The organism is Variovorax sp. ZS18.2.2 (assembly GCF_024701975.1).
GTDB lineage: Bacteria > Pseudomonadota > Gammaproteobacteria > Burkholderiales > Burkholderiaceae_C > Variovorax.
On sequence record NZ_JANLNM010000016.1, the window covers coordinates 1 to 16226 of the forward strand.

17 protein-coding genes are annotated in these 16226 nt (G+C 67.0%); 4 read left to right on the forward strand and 13 right to left on the reverse strand.

Annotation, left to right across the window (positions count from 1 at the left end):
• From NU688_RS33290 to NU688_RS33305, 4 genes are all read right to left on the reverse strand, one after another.
• The coding region (locus tag NU688_RS33290) for an ATP-binding cassette domain-containing protein (RefSeq protein ID WP_257865248.1) at positions 1 to 707 on the reverse strand (707 nt) is incomplete at its 3' end.
• Positions 708 to 727: 20 nt separating this feature from the next.
• On the reverse strand, positions 728 to 1834 hold the full coding sequence (locus NU688_RS33295; RefSeq protein WP_257865250.1) for a BMP family ABC transporter substrate-binding protein: 1107 nt from the start codon (positions 1832 to 1834) through the stop codon (positions 728 to 730).
• 64 nt (positions 1835 to 1898) lie between these two features.
• Positions 1899 to 2285: a VOC family protein gene (locus tag NU688_RS33300; protein WP_257865251.1), complete on the reverse strand. Its 387-nt coding sequence runs from the start codon at positions 2283 to 2285 to the stop codon at positions 1899 to 1901.
• Positions 2286 to 2298: 13 nt separating this feature from the next.
• Entirely contained in the window at positions 2299 to 3300 is a 1002-nt protein-coding gene (locus tag NU688_RS33305) for an isopenicillin N synthase family oxygenase (protein WP_257865252.1), read from the reverse strand.
• 202 nt (positions 3301 to 3502) lie between these two features.
• Between NU688_RS33305 and rutR the strand changes: the two genes are divergently transcribed.
• Positions 3503 to 4210 carry an HTH-type transcriptional regulator RutR gene (gene rutR, locus NU688_RS33310; RefSeq protein ID WP_257865253.1) on the forward strand — a complete coding sequence of 236 codons (708 nt, stop codon included), beginning with the start codon at positions 3503 to 3505 and terminating at the stop codon, positions 4208 to 4210.
• A 1-nt stretch (position 4211) separates the two neighbouring features.
• On the opposite strand, the gene rutF is transcribed toward rutR, so the two are convergent.
• The 6 genes from rutF to rutA are packed head-to-tail and all read right to left on the reverse strand — an operon-like array spanning position 4212 to position 8527.
• On the reverse strand, positions 4212 to 4748 hold the full coding sequence (gene rutF / locus NU688_RS33315; protein WP_257865255.1) for an NADH-dependent FMN reductase RutF: 537 nt from the start codon (positions 4746 to 4748) through the stop codon (positions 4212 to 4214).
• A gap of 17 nt (positions 4749 to 4765) precedes the next feature.
• Positions 4766 to 5362, reverse strand: coding sequence for a malonic semialdehyde reductase (locus tag NU688_RS33320; protein ID WP_257865256.1), 597 nt, complete (start codon positions 5360 to 5362; stop codon positions 4766 to 4768).
• Positions 5359 to 6177 carry a pyrimidine utilization protein D gene (rutD, locus tag NU688_RS33325; protein ID WP_257865257.1) on the reverse strand — a complete coding sequence of 273 codons (819 nt, stop codon included), beginning with the start codon at positions 6175 to 6177 and terminating at the stop codon, positions 5359 to 5361. The genes NU688_RS33320 and rutD overlap by 4 nt, the downstream gene beginning before the upstream one ends.
• 5 nt (positions 6178 to 6182) lie before the next feature.
• Positions 6183 to 6575 carry a pyrimidine utilization protein C gene (gene rutC / locus NU688_RS33330; RefSeq protein ID WP_042577573.1) on the reverse strand — a complete coding sequence of 131 codons (393 nt, stop codon included), beginning with the start codon at positions 6573 to 6575 and terminating at the stop codon, positions 6183 to 6185.
• Between the two features lie 32 nt (positions 6576 to 6607).
• Complete coding sequence (gene rutB / locus NU688_RS33335; RefSeq protein ID WP_257865258.1) at positions 6608 to 7402, reverse strand: pyrimidine utilization protein B; 795 nt, start codon at positions 7400 to 7402, stop codon at positions 6608 to 6610.
• Between the two features lie 12 nt (positions 7403 to 7414).
• Positions 7415 to 8527, reverse strand: coding sequence for a pyrimidine utilization protein A (gene rutA / locus NU688_RS33340; protein ID WP_257865259.1), 1113 nt, complete (start codon positions 8525 to 8527; stop codon positions 7415 to 7417).
• Positions 8528 to 8743: 216 nt separating this feature from the next.
• Between rutA and NU688_RS33345 the strand changes: the two genes are divergently transcribed.
• Genes NU688_RS33345 through NU688_RS33355 form a run of 3 tightly spaced genes read left to right on the forward strand, consistent with a single transcriptional unit; the run spans position 8744 to position 10828 of the window.
• Positions 8744 to 9196, forward strand: coding sequence for a nuclear transport factor 2 family protein (locus NU688_RS33345; RefSeq protein WP_013543846.1), 453 nt, complete (start codon positions 8744 to 8746; stop codon positions 9194 to 9196).
• A gap of 41 nt (positions 9197 to 9237) precedes the next feature.
• The gene (locus tag NU688_RS33350) at positions 9238 to 10260 is read left to right on the forward strand and encodes a YheT family hydrolase (RefSeq protein ID WP_257865329.1); all 1023 of its coding nucleotides are present in this window, start codon (positions 9238 to 9240) and stop codon (positions 10258 to 10260) included.
• 4 nt (positions 10261 to 10264) lie between these two features.
• Positions 10265 to 10828, forward strand: coding sequence for a DUF2946 family protein (locus NU688_RS33355; RefSeq protein WP_257865260.1), 564 nt, complete (start codon positions 10265 to 10267; stop codon positions 10826 to 10828).
• A 68-nt stretch (positions 10829 to 10896) separates the two neighbouring features.
• Here the strand turns inward: NU688_RS33355 and NU688_RS33360 are convergent, their stop codons facing one another.
• The 3 genes from NU688_RS33360 to NU688_RS33370 form a co-directional block, all read right to left on the reverse strand.
• Positions 10897 to 11538 carry a cytochrome c5 family protein gene (locus NU688_RS33360; protein WP_257865262.1) on the reverse strand — a complete coding sequence of 214 codons (642 nt, stop codon included), beginning with the start codon at positions 11536 to 11538 and terminating at the stop codon, positions 10897 to 10899.
• 116 nt (positions 11539 to 11654) lie between these two features.
• Positions 11655 to 13064 carry an efflux transporter outer membrane subunit gene (locus NU688_RS33365; RefSeq protein ID WP_257865263.1) on the reverse strand — a complete coding sequence of 470 codons (1410 nt, stop codon included), beginning with the start codon at positions 13062 to 13064 and terminating at the stop codon, positions 11655 to 11657.
• Complete coding sequence (locus tag NU688_RS33370; RefSeq protein WP_257865264.1) at positions 13057 to 16218, reverse strand: efflux RND transporter permease subunit; 3162 nt, start codon at positions 16216 to 16218, stop codon at positions 13057 to 13059. Before NU688_RS33370 ends, NU688_RS33365 begins: the two co-directional genes overlap by 8 nt.
• Positions 16219 to 16226: the final 8 nt, after the last annotated feature.

Here is a 16226-nt window from a genome sequence, read left to right on the forward strand (position 1 = left end):
ACGAGTTCACTCACCGACGTGGCGCCGGGCTCCAGCGTCGCCACCGTGCGCCCGCCGCGCATCACCGTCACGCGGTCGGCGTAGGTCTTCACGTCGGCCATCTTGTGCGTGACCAGCACCACGGCGGCGCCGCTGCGCGCGAGCCCTTGCACCGTCTGCAAGAGGCGTGCGGCCTCTTGGTCGGTCAGCACGGCCGTGGGTTCATCCAGGATCAGGATGCGCGCCCCTGCGAGCAGCACCTTGAGAATTTCGACGCGCTGCTGCTCCGCAATCGAGAGTGCATCAACACGCTTGGACGGATCGATCTCGAAGCCCAGTTCCGCGGCCTTGTTGTGGATGTCGCGTTCGATCTCGCGCAGCCGCTCGCCGTGGCTCTGGAACCCGGCCGGCGGCGGTGCGGTGAGCAGGATGTTCTGTGCCACCGTGAACGGTCGCACCAGCTTGAAGTGCTGGTGGACCATGCCGATGCGGTGCTTCGCCGCATCGCGCGGGCCGGCAAAGCGAACGATGTTGTCGTCGACCAGCAGTTGCCCCGCTTCGGGCGCATAGAGCCCGGCGGCGATGTTCATCAGCGACGACTTGCCCGCGCCGTTCTCACCGAGCAGCGCATGCACCTCGCCCCAGCGTGCGGCGAAGTGGGCGTCGGTGAGGGCCGCGAAGCCGTCGAAGGTCTTGCGGATGCCGGTGAGTTCGAGCGCGTTGGGCATGGCTTCTTCTGGGCTCCGGCCTACTTTTGCGTGACCACGCCCTTGACGAACCAGTCCATCTTCCAGAGGTCGGCATCCGAGAGCACCGCGCCCTTGGCCACGCGCTCCTTGCCATCGCGGTCCGCGAGCGGGCCGGCGTAGACCTGCTTGCCCTTGAGGATCGCTTCGCGCTCGGCGGTGATCACCGCGGCCTTGTCCTTGGGCACCGCGGGGCCGAAGCCCGCGATGTCGGTGCCGCCGTCCTTCATGGCGATGAAGGCGCCGTATGGCGCGGGCTTCCAGCCGCCGGCCATCACCTTCTTGAGTTCAGGCACAAGGAACCGGTCCCACACCCACACCGACGAGCACAGCGTGGCCTTGGGCGCGAACTGGCGAAGGTCCCGGTGGTGGCCGGTGCCGTACACGCCGCGCTCCTGCGCCACGATCTGGGGCGTGGGGCTGTCCACGTGCTGGCCGATCACGTCGGCGCCCTGGTCGATGAGGGCTGCCGCGGCGGCGCGTTCCTTGATGGGGTCGTTCCACGCGCCGGTGTAGATCACGTTGACGGTGGCGTTGGGGTTCATCTTCTGCGCACCGAGCGCGAAGGCGTTGATGGTCCAGTTCACCACGCCGAAGGGGTTGGCCGCGACGAAGCCGAGCTTGCCGGTCTTGGACGCCGCCCCCGCGGCCATGCCGCACAGGTACTGGCTCTCGTAGGTGCGGCCGTAGAACGATTCGAGGTTCGTGCCGTTGGTGGTGCCCGAGCCGTTCAAGAAGGCGACATCGGGGTACTTGGCGGCCAGGTCCTTGAAGCTGTCGGAGTAGCCGAAGGCGGTGCCGATCACGATGTTGGCGCCGCGCTGGATGAACTTCTCGGCGGCCGGCTTGATGGCCGAGGCGTCTTCGGGCACGTTCTCCACGAACTGGATCTTCTGGCCGATTTCTTTCTCGATCTTGATGCGCGCTTCGTCGAAGGCCTGTGTCCAGCCGCCATCGTTCTTGGGGCCGAAGTACAGCATCGCGATCTTGGGCTTGTCCTTGAGCGTGAAGCCGTCGGCGGCCATGGCGGGCAGCGTGAAGAAGAACGCGCCGCCGGCTGCGAGCGTCAGTGCAAGGCCGAGGAAGCCAGTGGTGGGTGTGCGCAGCATGGAGCAACCTTTCGTGGGAAGCAGGGGAAGTGACAGAAGGAAAAGAGAAGAGGCGTCGCGCGCGTCACATCATGAAGTTGATGCGGAACACATTGCCCTCGGGATCGAGCAGCACCGACTGGTACCAGTTGTAGTAGGTGACGTAGGGAGGCTTGATCAGCGTGGCGCCGGCCTCGAGCGCAACGGGCACCATGCGGTCGACATCGGCCTGGCTGTCGACGTCGATGTTCAGCAGGAACTTCACGCCGCGCGTGTCGGAGAACTCGGCCAGGTGCAGCAGCTCGTAGGCATCGAGCGCGTTGAAGCCCAGGCTCGACTTGCCGGTGTCCAGGCCGCGGAAGATCGGCGAGCGGATCGCCTCGATCTCGGGGAAGCCGAACACGCGCCGGTAGAAACCGCTGAGCGCGACCACGTCTTTTGCGAAGACGTTGACGTAGGAGAGGTGGGCCATATCGGGTTTCAGCTCAGGCCGTCGCCTTGGTGCCGCCGAAGGTCGTTTGTTTCACGAACTTGGAGGTGAGGTGATCGCCCGACGAAATGGGCGCGTACTTGGGCGACTCGCCCGGCGCGAGGCAGCTCGGCAGGCACTCGACCATCGCGTCGTAGTTCGGCTGGTGGAAGAACACCAGCGACTGGCGGCGGTTGGTGCTCGCCACTTCGAAAGGCGGATTCACCACGCGGTGCAGCGTCGACACCCACAGGTCGTTGGTCCACTGCATCATCAGATCGGCGATGTTGACGACCATGCCGCCCTCGACCTGCGGCACGTCGACCCACTGCCCCGCCTTGTTGAAGACCTGCAGGCCCTTGTCGTCGGGCAGCACGATCGTGAGGCTGCCGTAGTCGCTGTGCGCGCCCGCGCGCAGCTGGCCGGGCAGCGGCTGCTCGCGCTGCGGCGGATAGCTCAGCACGCGGAACATGCTGATGTGCGCGTCGATCTTGTCGTCGAAAAAGGTCTCGGGCAGTTCGAGGCCGAGCGCGAAGATGCGCATCAGCGAACGCGAGAGATCGCTCATGGCCTCGAAGTAGCCTTCGTACGCTTCGCGGAAACCATCGATGGGCGGCCAGCTGTTGGGTTCGAAATGCGGGCCGGCGGCGGGGCCGTGGTGGTAGTCGTCGTCGGGCACGTTCGAGGGACCGATGGAAAACGATTCCTTCAGGTCGCCGGGCGCCGCTTCTTCGAGGCTGTACGAGAGGCCCTCTTCGCCGACCGCGCTGTAGCCGCGCACCGCGTCTTCGCGCGGACGGTCGACCTTGCGTTTTTCCGCCAGCGGCATGTTGAAGAATTCGCGCGAGAGCGACGAGACGCGCGATACCAGCTCGGGTGGAATGCCGTGGTTGGTGATGACAAGGAAGCCGATGCTGCGGCAGGCCTCGTCGACTTTCTTCGCGATCTGCGCCTTGCCTTCGGCCGTGCCGGCGAAGTAGGGCGCGAGATCGATGATGGGTACGGACAGCAGGGTCATGGGCGGGTCCTCATGCTTGGCATGCCTTTCGCCATGCAACGTCTGTGCCAGTTGGACCAAATGGACAAATCGCATTTGTCGCGTCAGCATGGTGCGCGCCGCGAGGGCCTGAGGGCCGCCGTGGCGCAACGCGATGCACCGCGGCCTTACAGTGGTGCGCCGTTCAGAGAACCTGCAATCCGTACATGAAGAGCGAGGGAAGATGCCGAAGACCAAGGCGCTGGCAGCAGCCAGCAGCACCGACAAGAGCCCGGCGCGCAAGCGCGCGAAACCCGCGGTGCGGAGCGCCTCCGCCGTGAGCCGGCGCCTGCGCCAGATCGAGGACAAGCGCAGCGCCATCCTCGGCGCGGCGCTGGGTCTGTTCTCGCGCTTCGGGTTGCACGGCACCTCGATCGACCAGGTGGCGGCGCGCGCCGATGTGTCCAAGAGCAACCTGCTCTATTACTTCGCGAACAAGGAGGAGCTGTACGTCAACGTGCTGCGCGATCTGCTCGCGGTGTGGCTCGAGCCGCTGCGCGGCTTCAGCGCCGAGCAGGACCCCAGTGAAGCCATTGGCGACTACATCCGCCGCAAGCTCGTGATCTCGCGCGACAGGCCCGATGCATCACGCCTGTTCTGTCTTGAAATGATCCAGGGCGCGCCGTTGTTGCGCGACGAACTCGACCGCGAACTGCGCACGCTGGTGGAGCGCAAATCGGAGGTGATTCGCGCCTGGGTGGAGGCCGGCAAGCTCGCACCGGTCGATCCGCATCACCTGATCTTCGCGCTGTGGGCGATCACGCAGCACTATGCCGATTTCGGTGTGCAGGTGCATGCGCTGTCGGGACACACGCTGGACGATGCGGGCTTCTTCGAGCAGACAGTGGAGAACGTGCAGCGCATCGTTCTCCAGGGCATCACGGTGCGCTGACTCAGTGCGGCGGTGCCGCGATCTCGTGGTACTTGCGATCGAAGTAGATGAGGCTTTGCGCCGCACCACCCATGGCGATCGCCACTGCTTCGCAGAACAGCACATCGTGCGTGCCGGCGCTGGTGGCGCTCACCACGCGGCAGTCGAAGGACGCGGCCGCATCGTCGAGCACCGGCGAGCCGGTGGCCTTGCGGCTCCAGCGGCCGGCGGCGAAGCGTTCGTCCATCGGCGTCTTGCCGCCGAACAGGCCCGAGAGCGTCTGGTGGCCCGCGGCCAGCACGTTCACGCAGAGCACGCCGTTGGTGGCGAAAGCGGGGTACACCGAAGCCGAGCGGTTCAGGCACACGAGCAGCATCGGCGGCTCGTCGGTCACGCTGCACACCGCCGAAGCGGTGAAGCCGGCGCGGCCTGCGGGGCCATCGGTCGTGATGATGTTCACCGCCGCACCCAGCCGCGCCATCGCGTTGCGGTAGTCGGCCTTGGGCAGCGCCGGCAGCAGGCCGCTCGGCGGAACATGGGATGCAGTGGCGTTCAGCATGGAGAACTCCGGAGGCGTCAGGCCAGGATGCAGGCTTCGTCGAAAGGAAGGCGCGGCAAACGCCCGAACACCTTCGACGCATCGCCGTGGCCGAGGTTGATGAGGAAGTTGGCGGTCCAGTCGGTGCCTTCGAAGAAAGCGGCATCGACCTTCGCCTTGTCGAAGCCCGACATCGGGCCGGCGTCGAGGCCCACGGCGCGCGCGGCGAGCAGCAGGTAGCCCGCCTGCAGGCTGGCATTGCGGAAGGCGGTCTCGTGCGCGGCCTCGGGGCTGCCGGTGAACCAGCTGCGCGCATCGGCATGCGGAAACAGCGTGGGCAGCCTGTCGTAGAACTTGCGGTCCCATGCGGCGATGACCGTGACCGGCGCGCTCATGGTCTTGTCGAGGTTGCCTTTGGAAAGCGCGGGCGCGAGGCGCTGCTTGCCTTCGGGCGTTCGCACGAACACGAAGCGCGCGGGCGAGCAGTTGGCCGAGGTCGGTCCCAGGCTGGCGAGTGTGTAGATGCGCTGCAGCTGGGCATCGGGCACGGGCTCGCCGGTCCAGCCGTTGTGGCTGCGCGCGCTGGTGAAGAGGAGTGCCAGTGCGGCATCTTCGAGAATCTGTGTGGAGGTCATGCGGGAATGGGGGGAAGGGCGGGTGTGCCGACCCGGGCAAGAAAATCGAGCAGGCTGCGGTTGAAGGCATCGGCTTCGGTCACGCTGTGCGCGTGGCCGCCGTGCGGCATGAAATCGAGCGTGACATCGCGCAGGCCATCGGCGAGGCGTTGCGAACAGGTCCAGGGGACGAGCACATCGTCTCTTGCGGCCGCCACCAGCGTGGGCACCGTGATGTCGGCAAGGTGCGCATCGATGTCGAAGGCGCGTAGTGCGGCGATGCGCGCGCGCATGTTGGATTCACCGGGGAAATGCGCGAAGGCGTGATCGACTTCGTCGGCCACGCGCTGCGCATGTTCGGCGCACCAGGCGGCGGGGTACAGGAAGATCGGCTGCGCTTCCACATATGCGCGCGGACCGAGTGCGCCGAGCAGTGCGAGCCGCGCATCGAAGCAGCGCGCCGAATGCGGGTTCGGCTTCGACCATGCGTTGACGAGCACCAGGCTCGCCACGCAGTCCGGCGCATCGAGCGCGAGCTGCAAGCCGACCAGTCCACCGAGCGCATGGCCCGCGAAGTGGCATTGCGCCGTGTCGGTGGCATCGAGGATCTCGATCACGTCGAGCGCCATGTCAGCGATCGCGTAGTCGCCCTCGGGCAGCGTGTCGGGGCTGCGGCCCGTGCCGCGCTGGTCGTACACGATGACGCGATGGCCCGCATCGACCAGCGCGCCGAGCTGCGGCTTCCAGAAGCCGGCCGAGCCGCCGAGGCCGGAGGACAGCAGCACGGTGGCGATCGCATCCGACGGCCCATGCACCTCGTAGTGCAGCGAGGTCATGAGGCTCAGGCCTTCTTGCCGACGTGGGCGATCGAGGCGATCTCGATCAACGCGTCGGGCTTCACCAGGCCGCACTGGATGCAGTAGCGCGCGGGCTTGGTGCCGGGAAAGAACTCCGCATACACCGCGTTGATCTTCGCGTAGTCGGCCCAGTCCTTGAGCATGATCTGGTTGAAGGTCACGTCGTCCATGGTGCCGCCCGCAGCCTCGACCACGCCCTGGATGGTGGTGAGCACATGCCGCGCCTGCGCGCTCGCGTCGCCGACGTGGACCACGTTGTTGTCCTTGTCGAAGGGCAGCGTGCCCGAGACGTAGAGCACACCATCGGCGAGCGTGCCGGGAACGTAGGGGGCGAGGGGCACGCCGGTGCCGGGCGGGATGATGGCTTGCTTGGGCATTCGGGGACTCCTTGAAAAACTTGAAAAATGAATCAGGCGATGGCCGCTTCGGCCGTTGCGGGTCGAGTGGCGGCTTGCGGCGCGAAGGTGCTGCAGAACTGATCGACCGTGGAGACCCAGCCGAAGAAGGTCTCGACGTTGTAGACCGAGGCCTTCTGGATGGCCGCGCCGCCCAGTTCGTGCGTCGCGTCTTCGAGCATCACGGCGAAATATTCGAGATGGAAGGCATCGCGCAGCGTCGATTCGACGCACACGTTGGTTGCGATGCCGGTGAATACCAGGTGGCGGATGCCGCGTGCGCGCAGGCTGCTGTCGAGCGTGCTGTTGAAGAAGCCGCTGTAGCGCGTCTTGGGCACCACGATGTCGCCGGGCTGCGGCTTCATCTGGTCGATGAGTTCGTAGTCCCAGCCGCCCTTGGCGAGGAACTTGCCCTGCAGCTCGGGCCGGGCGCGCATGGTTTTGAGCGCGTTCGACTTGTGCCAGTTGGGCGAGCCAGGGCCGCCCGCTTCGACATATGCCGCGTCCCAGCCGTTCTGCAGGAACACGACCAGCATGCCGGCCGCGCGCGCGGCGGCGATGGTGCGCGCGATGTTGGCGATGGTGCCCTGGGCGCCCGAGATGTCGAAGCCGGCCGAGTCGACATACCCGCCGAGCGAGGCGTAGGCGTTCTGCATGTCGACGACGATGAGTGCGCAGTCGCTGGCGTGCAGCGCGAGTGGCTCGGGGCGCGCGGGCAGCACGAGCGGGGCGGGCGCACCGGGCAGGCGCGGCGCGCCGACGGGCGTGGTTGAAGTGAGGGTGGTGTTCTTCGGAGTGGGCGTGGTCATGCGCGTCTCCTTTCAGGCCGCAAGGCGCTCGGGCTCGACCTGCGAAGGCACGGGGCTCTGCACGTGCGCGCGGCTCTTCATCAGCGGCTGGATGCGCTCGCCGAAAGCCTCGACGCCCTGCACGAAATCGTCGAAGGTCAGCAGCACGCCTTCGGTGCCAGGCACCTCGGCCACTTCGTCGAGCAGGCGCGCGACGGTTGCGTAGGAGCCGACGAGCGTGCCCATGTTGATGTTCACGGCCGAGGTCGGGTCGGCCATCTGGCGCACGTTGGTGTCGGCGCCGGACTTGGTGTCGGCCGCGCCCTGCTGCCCGAGCCAGGCGATGGCCTCGTGGTCGGCGCCGGCCTTGTAGTGCTCCCACTTGGCGCGTGCGGCCTCGTCGGTTTCGTCGGCGATCACCATCATCAGCACGTAGGTGGTGACGTGGCGGCCGGTCTTGCGCGTGGCCTCGATGAGCTTTTCGGCGGCGGGCGCGAAGGCCTTGGGCGTGTTCACGCCCTTGCCGAAGCAGAAGTTGTAGTCGGCGTACTTCGCGGAGAAGTCCATGCCTGCGTCGCTCTGGCCGGCGCAGATCACCTTCATGTCGGCCTGTGGCTGCGGGCTCAGGCGGCAGTCGTCCATCTGGAAGTGGTCGCCCTTGAAGTCGGACTTGCCGGTGCCCCAGAGGTCGCGCAGCACCTGGATGTATTCGGAGAGGTACTGGTAGCGCGTGCCGAAGAACTGGTCGCCGGGCCACATGCCCATCTGCGAATACTCTGGGCGCTGCCAGCCGGTGACGAGGTTCAGGCCAAAGCGGCCGCCGGAGATGGAGTCGATGGTCGAGGCCATGCGCGCGACGATGGCCGGCGGCATCACCAGCGAGGCGGAGGTGGCGAAGAGCTTGATCTTCGTCGTGACGGCCGCGAGCCCGGCCATGAGCGTGAAGGACTCGAGGTTGTGGTCCCAGAACTCGGTCTTGCCGCCGAAGCCACGCAGCTTGATCATCGACAGCGCGAAGTCGACACCGTAGTGCTCGGCCTTCAGCGTGATCTCCTTGTTGAGCGCGAAGCTGGGCTTGTACTGCGGTGCGTTCTCGGAAAGCAGCCAGCCGTTGTTGCCGATGGGAATGAAGATGCCGACGTTCATGAAGGGCTCCTGTTGCGGGGTTACAGAGCCCTATGCATGGTGCGTGCCAGTCGGATAAGTCGTTTCAAATCAATGAGTTATGGTTTTTTCATGTTTTTGTTTTGACCACTTGGTCCAAAGTGGAGCAGGCGAACCGGAAAAACTGCGGCGACGCGGTGCAGGCCGGACCAAAGCGGTGCAGCGTCGGCGTCACGAACGGCACGGCAAAATCACGCCATGCCCAAGACCCCACACCGCACTGCCGCGGCCATCGGCGGCACCGCCGACGACGTCGAGGCGGCTTTCTACGAAGCGCTGCAGCGCGGCGACATCGACGCGCTGATGGCCTGCTGGGCCGACGAGGACGAGGTGTTCTGCGTACACCCTGGCGGCCCGCGGCTTGTAGGCGCCGTGGCGATCCGCGCGGCCTTCGAGCAGATGTTCGGCAACGGCGCGATCCACGCCATGCCGGCGCGGGTGCGCAAGATCGAGTCGCTCGCGAGCGCGGTGCACAACGTGCTGGAGCGCATCGAGGTGCTCACCGCCGAAGGCCCGCGCCATGCCTTCGTGCTGGCCACCAACGTCTATCACAAGACCGCGCAGGGCTGGCGCATGGTGGCGCACCACGCGAGCCCGGGCAGCGCGCGCGAGCCGGACGACGCGAACGATCCGCCTCAGACCCTGCATTGATGTCTTCCGCCGATTCTTCTTCTTCCTCTCTTCGGTCGTCGATGGACTACGTGGCGCCGCGCTGGCTGCCCGGCGGCAACCTGCAGACCATCTGGGCCGCGCTCTATGCGCGCCGCTTCGACGGTGCCGCGCCGGTGTACCGCCGCGAGCGCTGGAATGCGCCCGACGGGGATTTCATCGACGTCGATTTCATCGATGCGCCGCTGTCGGGCCCACGGCCGCTGCTGGTGCTGTTCCATGGGCTCGAGGGCTCGTCGCGCAGCCACTATGCGGAGGCTTTCGCGGCATTTGCGGCCGAGCGCGGCATGGCCTTCGCGGTGCCGCATTTCCGGGGCTGCAGCGGCGAGCTGAACCTCGCGCCGCGCGCGTACCACTCCGGCGACTACGAAGAGATCGGCTGGATCCTGCGGCGCATGCACGAGCAGCACACGCTGCGCGGCGGCGGCCCGGTGCTCGCCGCGGGCGTCTCGCTCGGCGGCAACGCATTGCTGCGCTGGGCCTGCGAGGCGGGCGACACGGCGCGCGAATCGGTCAGCGCCGTGGCTTCGGTGAGCGCGCCGCTCGACCTGGCCGCGGGCGGTGAGGCGATCGGCCGGGGCTTCAACAGGCTGGTCTACACGCGCATGTTCCTCGCGACCATGAAGCCCAAGGCGATGGCCAAGCTCGCGCAGTTCCCGGGCCTGTTCGACCGCGACCGGCTGCTGGCCGCACGCGACCTCTATACCTTCGACGACGTGTTCACCGCGCCGCTGCACGGGTTTCGCAACACCGACGACTACTGGGCGCGAGGCTCGTCCAAGCCGCACCTGGGCCAGATCCGCGTGCCCACGCTGGTGGTGAATGCGCTCAACGATCCGTTCATTCCGGCCCGCAGCCTGCCGGGGCCGGGCGAGGTCGGGCGGCACGTCACGCTGTGGCAGCCGGCGCATGGCGGGCACGTCGGCTTTCCGCTGGGGCTGCCGCCGGGGCACGTGCGCGGGATGCCGGAGCGTGTCGGCGGCTGGCTGCAGGTGCATGGCGGCGTTTTGGCTGACGCCTCCGTGGCGCAACCGGCAGGAGAATGACCAGATGGACGACATCGTCAAACAGGCGCTCGCCAAATGGCCCAACGTGCCGCACTGCTACGGCTGGCTGGGTCTCGACGCGCGCGGCAACTGGTACATGCGCGACGACCGCACGCAAGCCGAGGGGCCGTTCGTGCAGGCCAAGGGCTCGATGCTGCGGCACGACAAGCTGATCGACTTCATCCATCGCAACTACGAGCACGACGGCGAAGGGCAGTGGTTCTTCCAGAACGGGCCACAGCGCGTGTATGTCGAGCTGGAGGCTGCGCCGCTGGTCTGGCGCGTGGCAGACGAGGGCGGCGGCAGATTCACCGTCACGGCCCATACCGGCGAGGCGGTCGATGTCTCGGGCTGTCTGCTAGACGAGGCCGGGCGGCTTTATCTGGTCGCGCCGATCGGGCTCGGGCTGGTTCACACGCAGGATGTGGGCATTGCGGCCGAAGCCATCGAGCAGGGCCTGTGGACGCCCGAGGCGGTGCAGGCCAGCGAACTGCCGCAGCGCTTCGGCCATGTCATGAGCCCGGCGGAACACCATGCCAGTCCCGCCGCGGCGCTATCAAAACAATAGTTCTTCAAGCGCGGATCGCCCACAAAAAAGCCGGCGCTGGGCCGGCTTTTTCTTTGGAGCGAAGCGGATTACTTGGCGGGAGCAGCAGCCGTCGAGGCTGCGGCAGCAGGTGCCGACGCGGCAGGCGCCGCACCCGAAGCACCTTCTGCAGGCGCCGCGGCCGCCGGACGGTCGGGCACCGGGAACTTGGCGCCGCCGGCATTGGCCATGTAGACCACCGCACGGCCGATTTCGAGGTCTTCGAAGTCGCCGCCGCCCTGGGGAGGCATCGCGCCCTTGCCCTTGAGCGCATGTTCCAGCAGCGTTGCATAGCCCTGGCCGATGCGGGGGCCCCAGGCTGCGGCGTCGTTCAGGTGAGGGGCGCCGGGGATGCCCGGTGCGCCGTGGCAGGCCACGCACTGGGCCTTGAATACGGCGTCGCCGGCCGTGAGGGGGCGGTTGGCGTCACGGATCTCGATGGCGCCGACCTTCTTGAGGCGTTCGGCCACTTCCTTGTCGCGCGATTCCTTCGACACGCCGTAGAGCGCCATGTTCTCGCCCTCCACGGTGCCGGCGGGCTTGGTGCCCGAGACCACGTAGGCGACAAGCCCCACGATGATCAGAATCGGTGCAATGAAGGAGAAAAATACCGCGAGCAGCAGTTGCTTCGGGTTCTTGATGGGGCCGGTATGGGCTTCTTCTGTGGCCTGGTAGTGCGGGTCTGCGCTCATGGCGTCCTCAATAACGGGGGCTCGTCGGGGGGCTTTTTCTAGATCAACCGACGATTATAGAGAGGCCCCTCGCCCCGGCGGGTGATGGGCCTCCCGATATCGAGTGCGCAAGCGCCTCAGCCCTTGTCGCGCGTTGCCCAGCCGCCACCCAGCGCCTTGTACAGCGTGACCTGGTTCTGCAACTGCAGGAGCCGCGCATTGACCGCCAGTTGTTGCGCCGTGAACAGCGAGCGCTGCGCGTCGAGCAGGTCGAGCGCGCTGGCGATGCCGTTGCGATAGCGCAGATCGGAGAGTTTGAAGCGCACCGCTTCCGCGGTGGCCTGCGCGCGCTGCGCTCGCACCTCTTCGCCCAGCGTGGCGCGGCCGGCCAGGGCATCCGCCACTTCGCGGAACGCGGTCTGGATCGACTTCTCGTACTGCGCGACCGCGATTTCGCGCCCGGCCTTCGACGATTGCAGCGTGGCCCAGTTGCGGCCCGCATCGAAGATCGGCAGCGTGACCGTGGGCGCGAACGACCAGGCCTTGGAGCCCCGGTCGAACAGGCCCGAGAACTCGCTGCTCGCGGTGCCGATGCCACTGGTCAGCGACACGCGCGGGAAGAAGTTCGCGCGTGCAGCGCCGATGTTCGCGTTGGCGGCCATCAGCGTTTGCTCGGCCGCGCGGATGTCCGGCCGCTCGATCAGCATGTCGGAGGGCAGGCCCGCCGGCACGTCGGGCATCGGCTGGATGCCTTCGAGGCCCTTGGCGCCGCCCACGAGGGCGTTCGTCGGCACCGGCGCGCCCAGCAGCAGGGCGAGCGCGTTCTCGTCCTGCAGGCGCGCGCGCTGCTGCTGCGCGTAGGTGGCGCGGGCGCTTTCCGCAGCCGTGTTGGCGGCCTGGAAGTCGATTTCGGACGACACGCCGTTGTCGAAGCGCAGCTTTGCCAGGCGCACCGACTCTTCGCGCGTGACCATCGTCTGGCGCGTGATCTCGAGCAGTTCGTCGTCGGCGATCAGCGTGAGCCAGCCGGTGGCGACCGACGCGATCAGGCTGATCTGCGCGGCCTTGCGCGCTTCCTCGGTGGAGAGGTACTGCGCGAGCGCCTGGTCCTTCAGCGCGCGGATGCGGCCGAAGAAGTCGAGCTCCCAGGCGTTGAAGCCGAAGTTGACGCTGTACTGCGATCCCACGCTGCCGCCGACGCCAGTGACGTTGGGACGCGAGCGCGAGCCACTGCCCGTCAGGTCGAGCGCCGGGAACAGCGCCGATCGCTCGATCTGGAACTGCGCGCGCGCCTGCTCGATGTTGAGCACCGACACGCGCAGGTCGCGGTTGTTCGCGATCGCGGTCTGGATCAGGCCCGCCAGGCGCGGGTCGGTGAAGAAGTCCTGCCACGGCAGGGCCGCTGCGGCGGCGCCGGCCGGTTGCGACGGGTCACCCGGGAAGGTGGTCGGCACCGGCGCGGCGGGGCGCTCGTAGGTCGGGATCAGCGAGCAGCCCGCCAGCAGCATTGCCGCGGCCAGGACTGTGGGAATCAGTTTCTTAGTCATGTTTCTCCTCCGCAATGCCCGCGGCTTGCGCGTGCTTGCGATTCATTTCCTGCTGGCGCGCGCTGCCCTTGAACAGCGTGCGCACCACCACGAAAAACACGGGCACGAAGATCACCGCGAGCACCGTGCCGGTCACCATGCCGCCGAGCACGCCAGTGCCGATCGCGCGCTGGCTCGCCGAACCTGCGCCCGAAGCGATGAACAGCGGCACCACGCCCAGGCCGAAGGCCAGCGAGGTCATGATGATCGGGCGGAACCGCAGGTGCGCCGCTTCGAGGGCCGACTCGACCACGCCGCGCCCCTGCGCCTGCAGGTCCTTGGCGAACTCGATGATCAGGATCGCGTTCTTCGCCGAGAGCCCGATGATCGTGATCAGCCCCACCTGGAAGTACACGTCGTTCGCATACGAGCGGAACATGGTCGCGAGCAGCACGCCCAGCACGCCCAGCGGCACCACCAGAATCACCGACAGCGGGATCGACCAGCTCTCGTACAGCGCGGCTAGGCACAGGAACACCGCCAGGATCGCGAAGCCGTACAGGATGATGGCCTGCGAACCCGCGAGCTTTTCTTCACGCGACTGGCCCGTCCATTCGAAGCCGAAGCCTTGCGGCAGTTGCGCGGCGAGCTTTTCCATTTCGGCCATGGCGGCACCCGTGCTCTGTCCCGGCGCCGCCTCGCCGCTGATGCGCATGGCGGGATAGCCGTTGTAGCGCACGGTCTGCGTCGCACCGGTGACCCACCGCGTGGTCGCGAAGGTCGCGAACGGCACCGGTTGACCCTGGGCGTTGGGAGCGTTGAGCTTGAGCATGTCCTCGGGCTGCATCCGCGCCGGCGCATCGGCCTGCACCACCACACGCTGGAAGCGGCCGCGGTTCGGGAAATCGTTGACGTAGCTCGAACCGAGCGTCGTCGACAGCGTGGTGTTGATCGCGTCGAAGCTCACGCCCAGCGCATTCGCCTTGTCGCGGTCGATGTCGATCTGCAGCTGCGGCGCGTCTTCCAGGCCGTCGGGCCGTACCCCTGTGATGATCTTGCTCTGCGAGGCCATGCCCAGGATCTGGTTGCGCGCGTTGACGAGGGCGTCGTGGCCCGCGCCCGAGCGGTCCTGCAGCCGGAAGCTGAAGCCGCTGGAATTGCCAAGTTCGAGAATTGGCGGCGGACTCAGCGGGTAGATGAAGGCATCCCGGATGCCTGAGAGCGCGCCGAAGGAACGGCCCGCGAGCGCCTTGGCCGAGTGGGCCGGGTCCTTGCGTTCCTCCCAGCTCTTGAGCGTCACGAACGCCAGGCCCGCGTTCTGGCCCTGGCCCGAGAAGCTGAAGCCCATCACGCTCACCATGCTCTCGACCTCGGGCTGCTTGAGCATGAAGCCTTCGACCTGCTTCATCACGTCCAGCGCGCGCTCCTGGGTCGCACCCGGCGGCAGCTGCACGTTCACGATGATGTAGCCCAGGTCCTCCTCCGGCAGGAAGGAGGTCGGCAGTTGCCGGTAGGTGACCACCACCGCACCGATGATCGCGACGTAGATCACGAGGTAGCGCGCGGCACGGCGCAGGATGCGCGCGACCATGCCCTCGTAGCCCTTGGCCGTGCGCGTGAAGCCGCGGTTGAACCAGCCGAAGAAGCCGGACTTCTCGTGGTGATGGCCCGCCTCCACCGGCTTGAGCAGCGTGGCGCACAGCGCCGGCGTGAGCGACAGCGCCAGGAAGGCCGAGAACGCGATCGAGGTCACCATCGTCGCCGAGAACTGGCGGTAGATGTTGCCGGTCGAGCCCGCGAAGAAGGCCAGCGGCACGAACACCGAGATCAGCACCACGGTCACGCCGATGATGGCGCCCGAGATCTGCTGCATCGCCTTGCGGGTGGCCTCCAGCGGTGGCAGCCCTTCCTCGCTCATGATGCGCTCGACGTTCTCCACCACCACGATCGCATCGTCCACCACGATGCCGATCACCAGCACCATGCCGAACATCGTCAGCACGTTGATCGAGAAGCCCAGTGCGAACAGCACGGCGAAGGTGCCCAGGAGCGCGATCGGCACCACGATGGTCGGGATGATCGTGTAGCGCCAGTTCTGCAGGAACAGGAACATCACGAGGAACACCAGCGCCACGGCTTCGAGCAGGGTCTTGACCACTTCGGTGATCGAGATCCGCACCACGGGTGTCGTGTCGTACGGCATGCTCCACTTCACGCCTTCGGGGAAGTAGCGCTGCAGCTCGGTCAGCCGCTCGCGCACGGCCTTGGACGACTTCAGCGCGTTGCCGCTGGGCGTGGGAAGCACGGCAATGCCGACCGCGGGCACGCCGTTCAGGCGCGCCGAAGTGGCATAGGCCTGGCCACCGATCTCGATGCGTGCGACGTCCTTGAGCCGCACGGTCGAGCCGTCGGTGTTGGCGCGCAGCACGATCTCCTTGAACTGGTCGACGTTGGCGAGCTGGCCGTTGACCGTCACCGTGGCCGCGATCGCCTGGCCCGGCACGTTCGGCAGGTCGCCGATGGTGCCCGAGGCCACCTGCGCGTTCTGCGCGCGGATCGCGTTGTTGACGTCGGCCGGCGACAGGTTGAAGCCCTGCAGCTTGGCCGGGTCGATCCAGATGCGCATCGCGTTCTCGGAGCCGAACAGCTGGACCTGGCCCACGCCGTCGATCCGTTGCAGTTCCGGCACGATGTTGCGCGCGGCATAGTCGCCCAGCGCCGAGGTGTCGGTGCTGGCGTTGCTCGACGACAGCATCGCGAACAGCAGGAAGTTGGAGCGCGACTTGTCGACGCGCACGCCCTGCTGCGTCACCGAGGACGGCAGCCGGGGCGTGGCGCGCGAGAGCCGGTTCTGGACGTCCACCTGCGCGAGGTCTTCATTGGTGCCGGGCTCGAAGCTGATCGTGATGGTGCCGGTGCCGTCGGCCTGGGCCACCGATTCCATGTAGATCATGCCCGGCGAGCCGTTCATTTCGCGCTCGATGATGGCCAGCACGCTGTCTTCGAGCGTCTGGGCCGAGGCACCGGGGTAGGCGACGGTGATCTGGATGGCGGGCGGTGCCACCGGCGGGTACTGCGAGATCGGGAGCTGGGTGATTGATACGCCGCCTATCACGAGGATGAACAGCGCGATCACCCACGCGAAGATCGGTCGATCGATGAAAAATTTGGCCATGCGGGCGC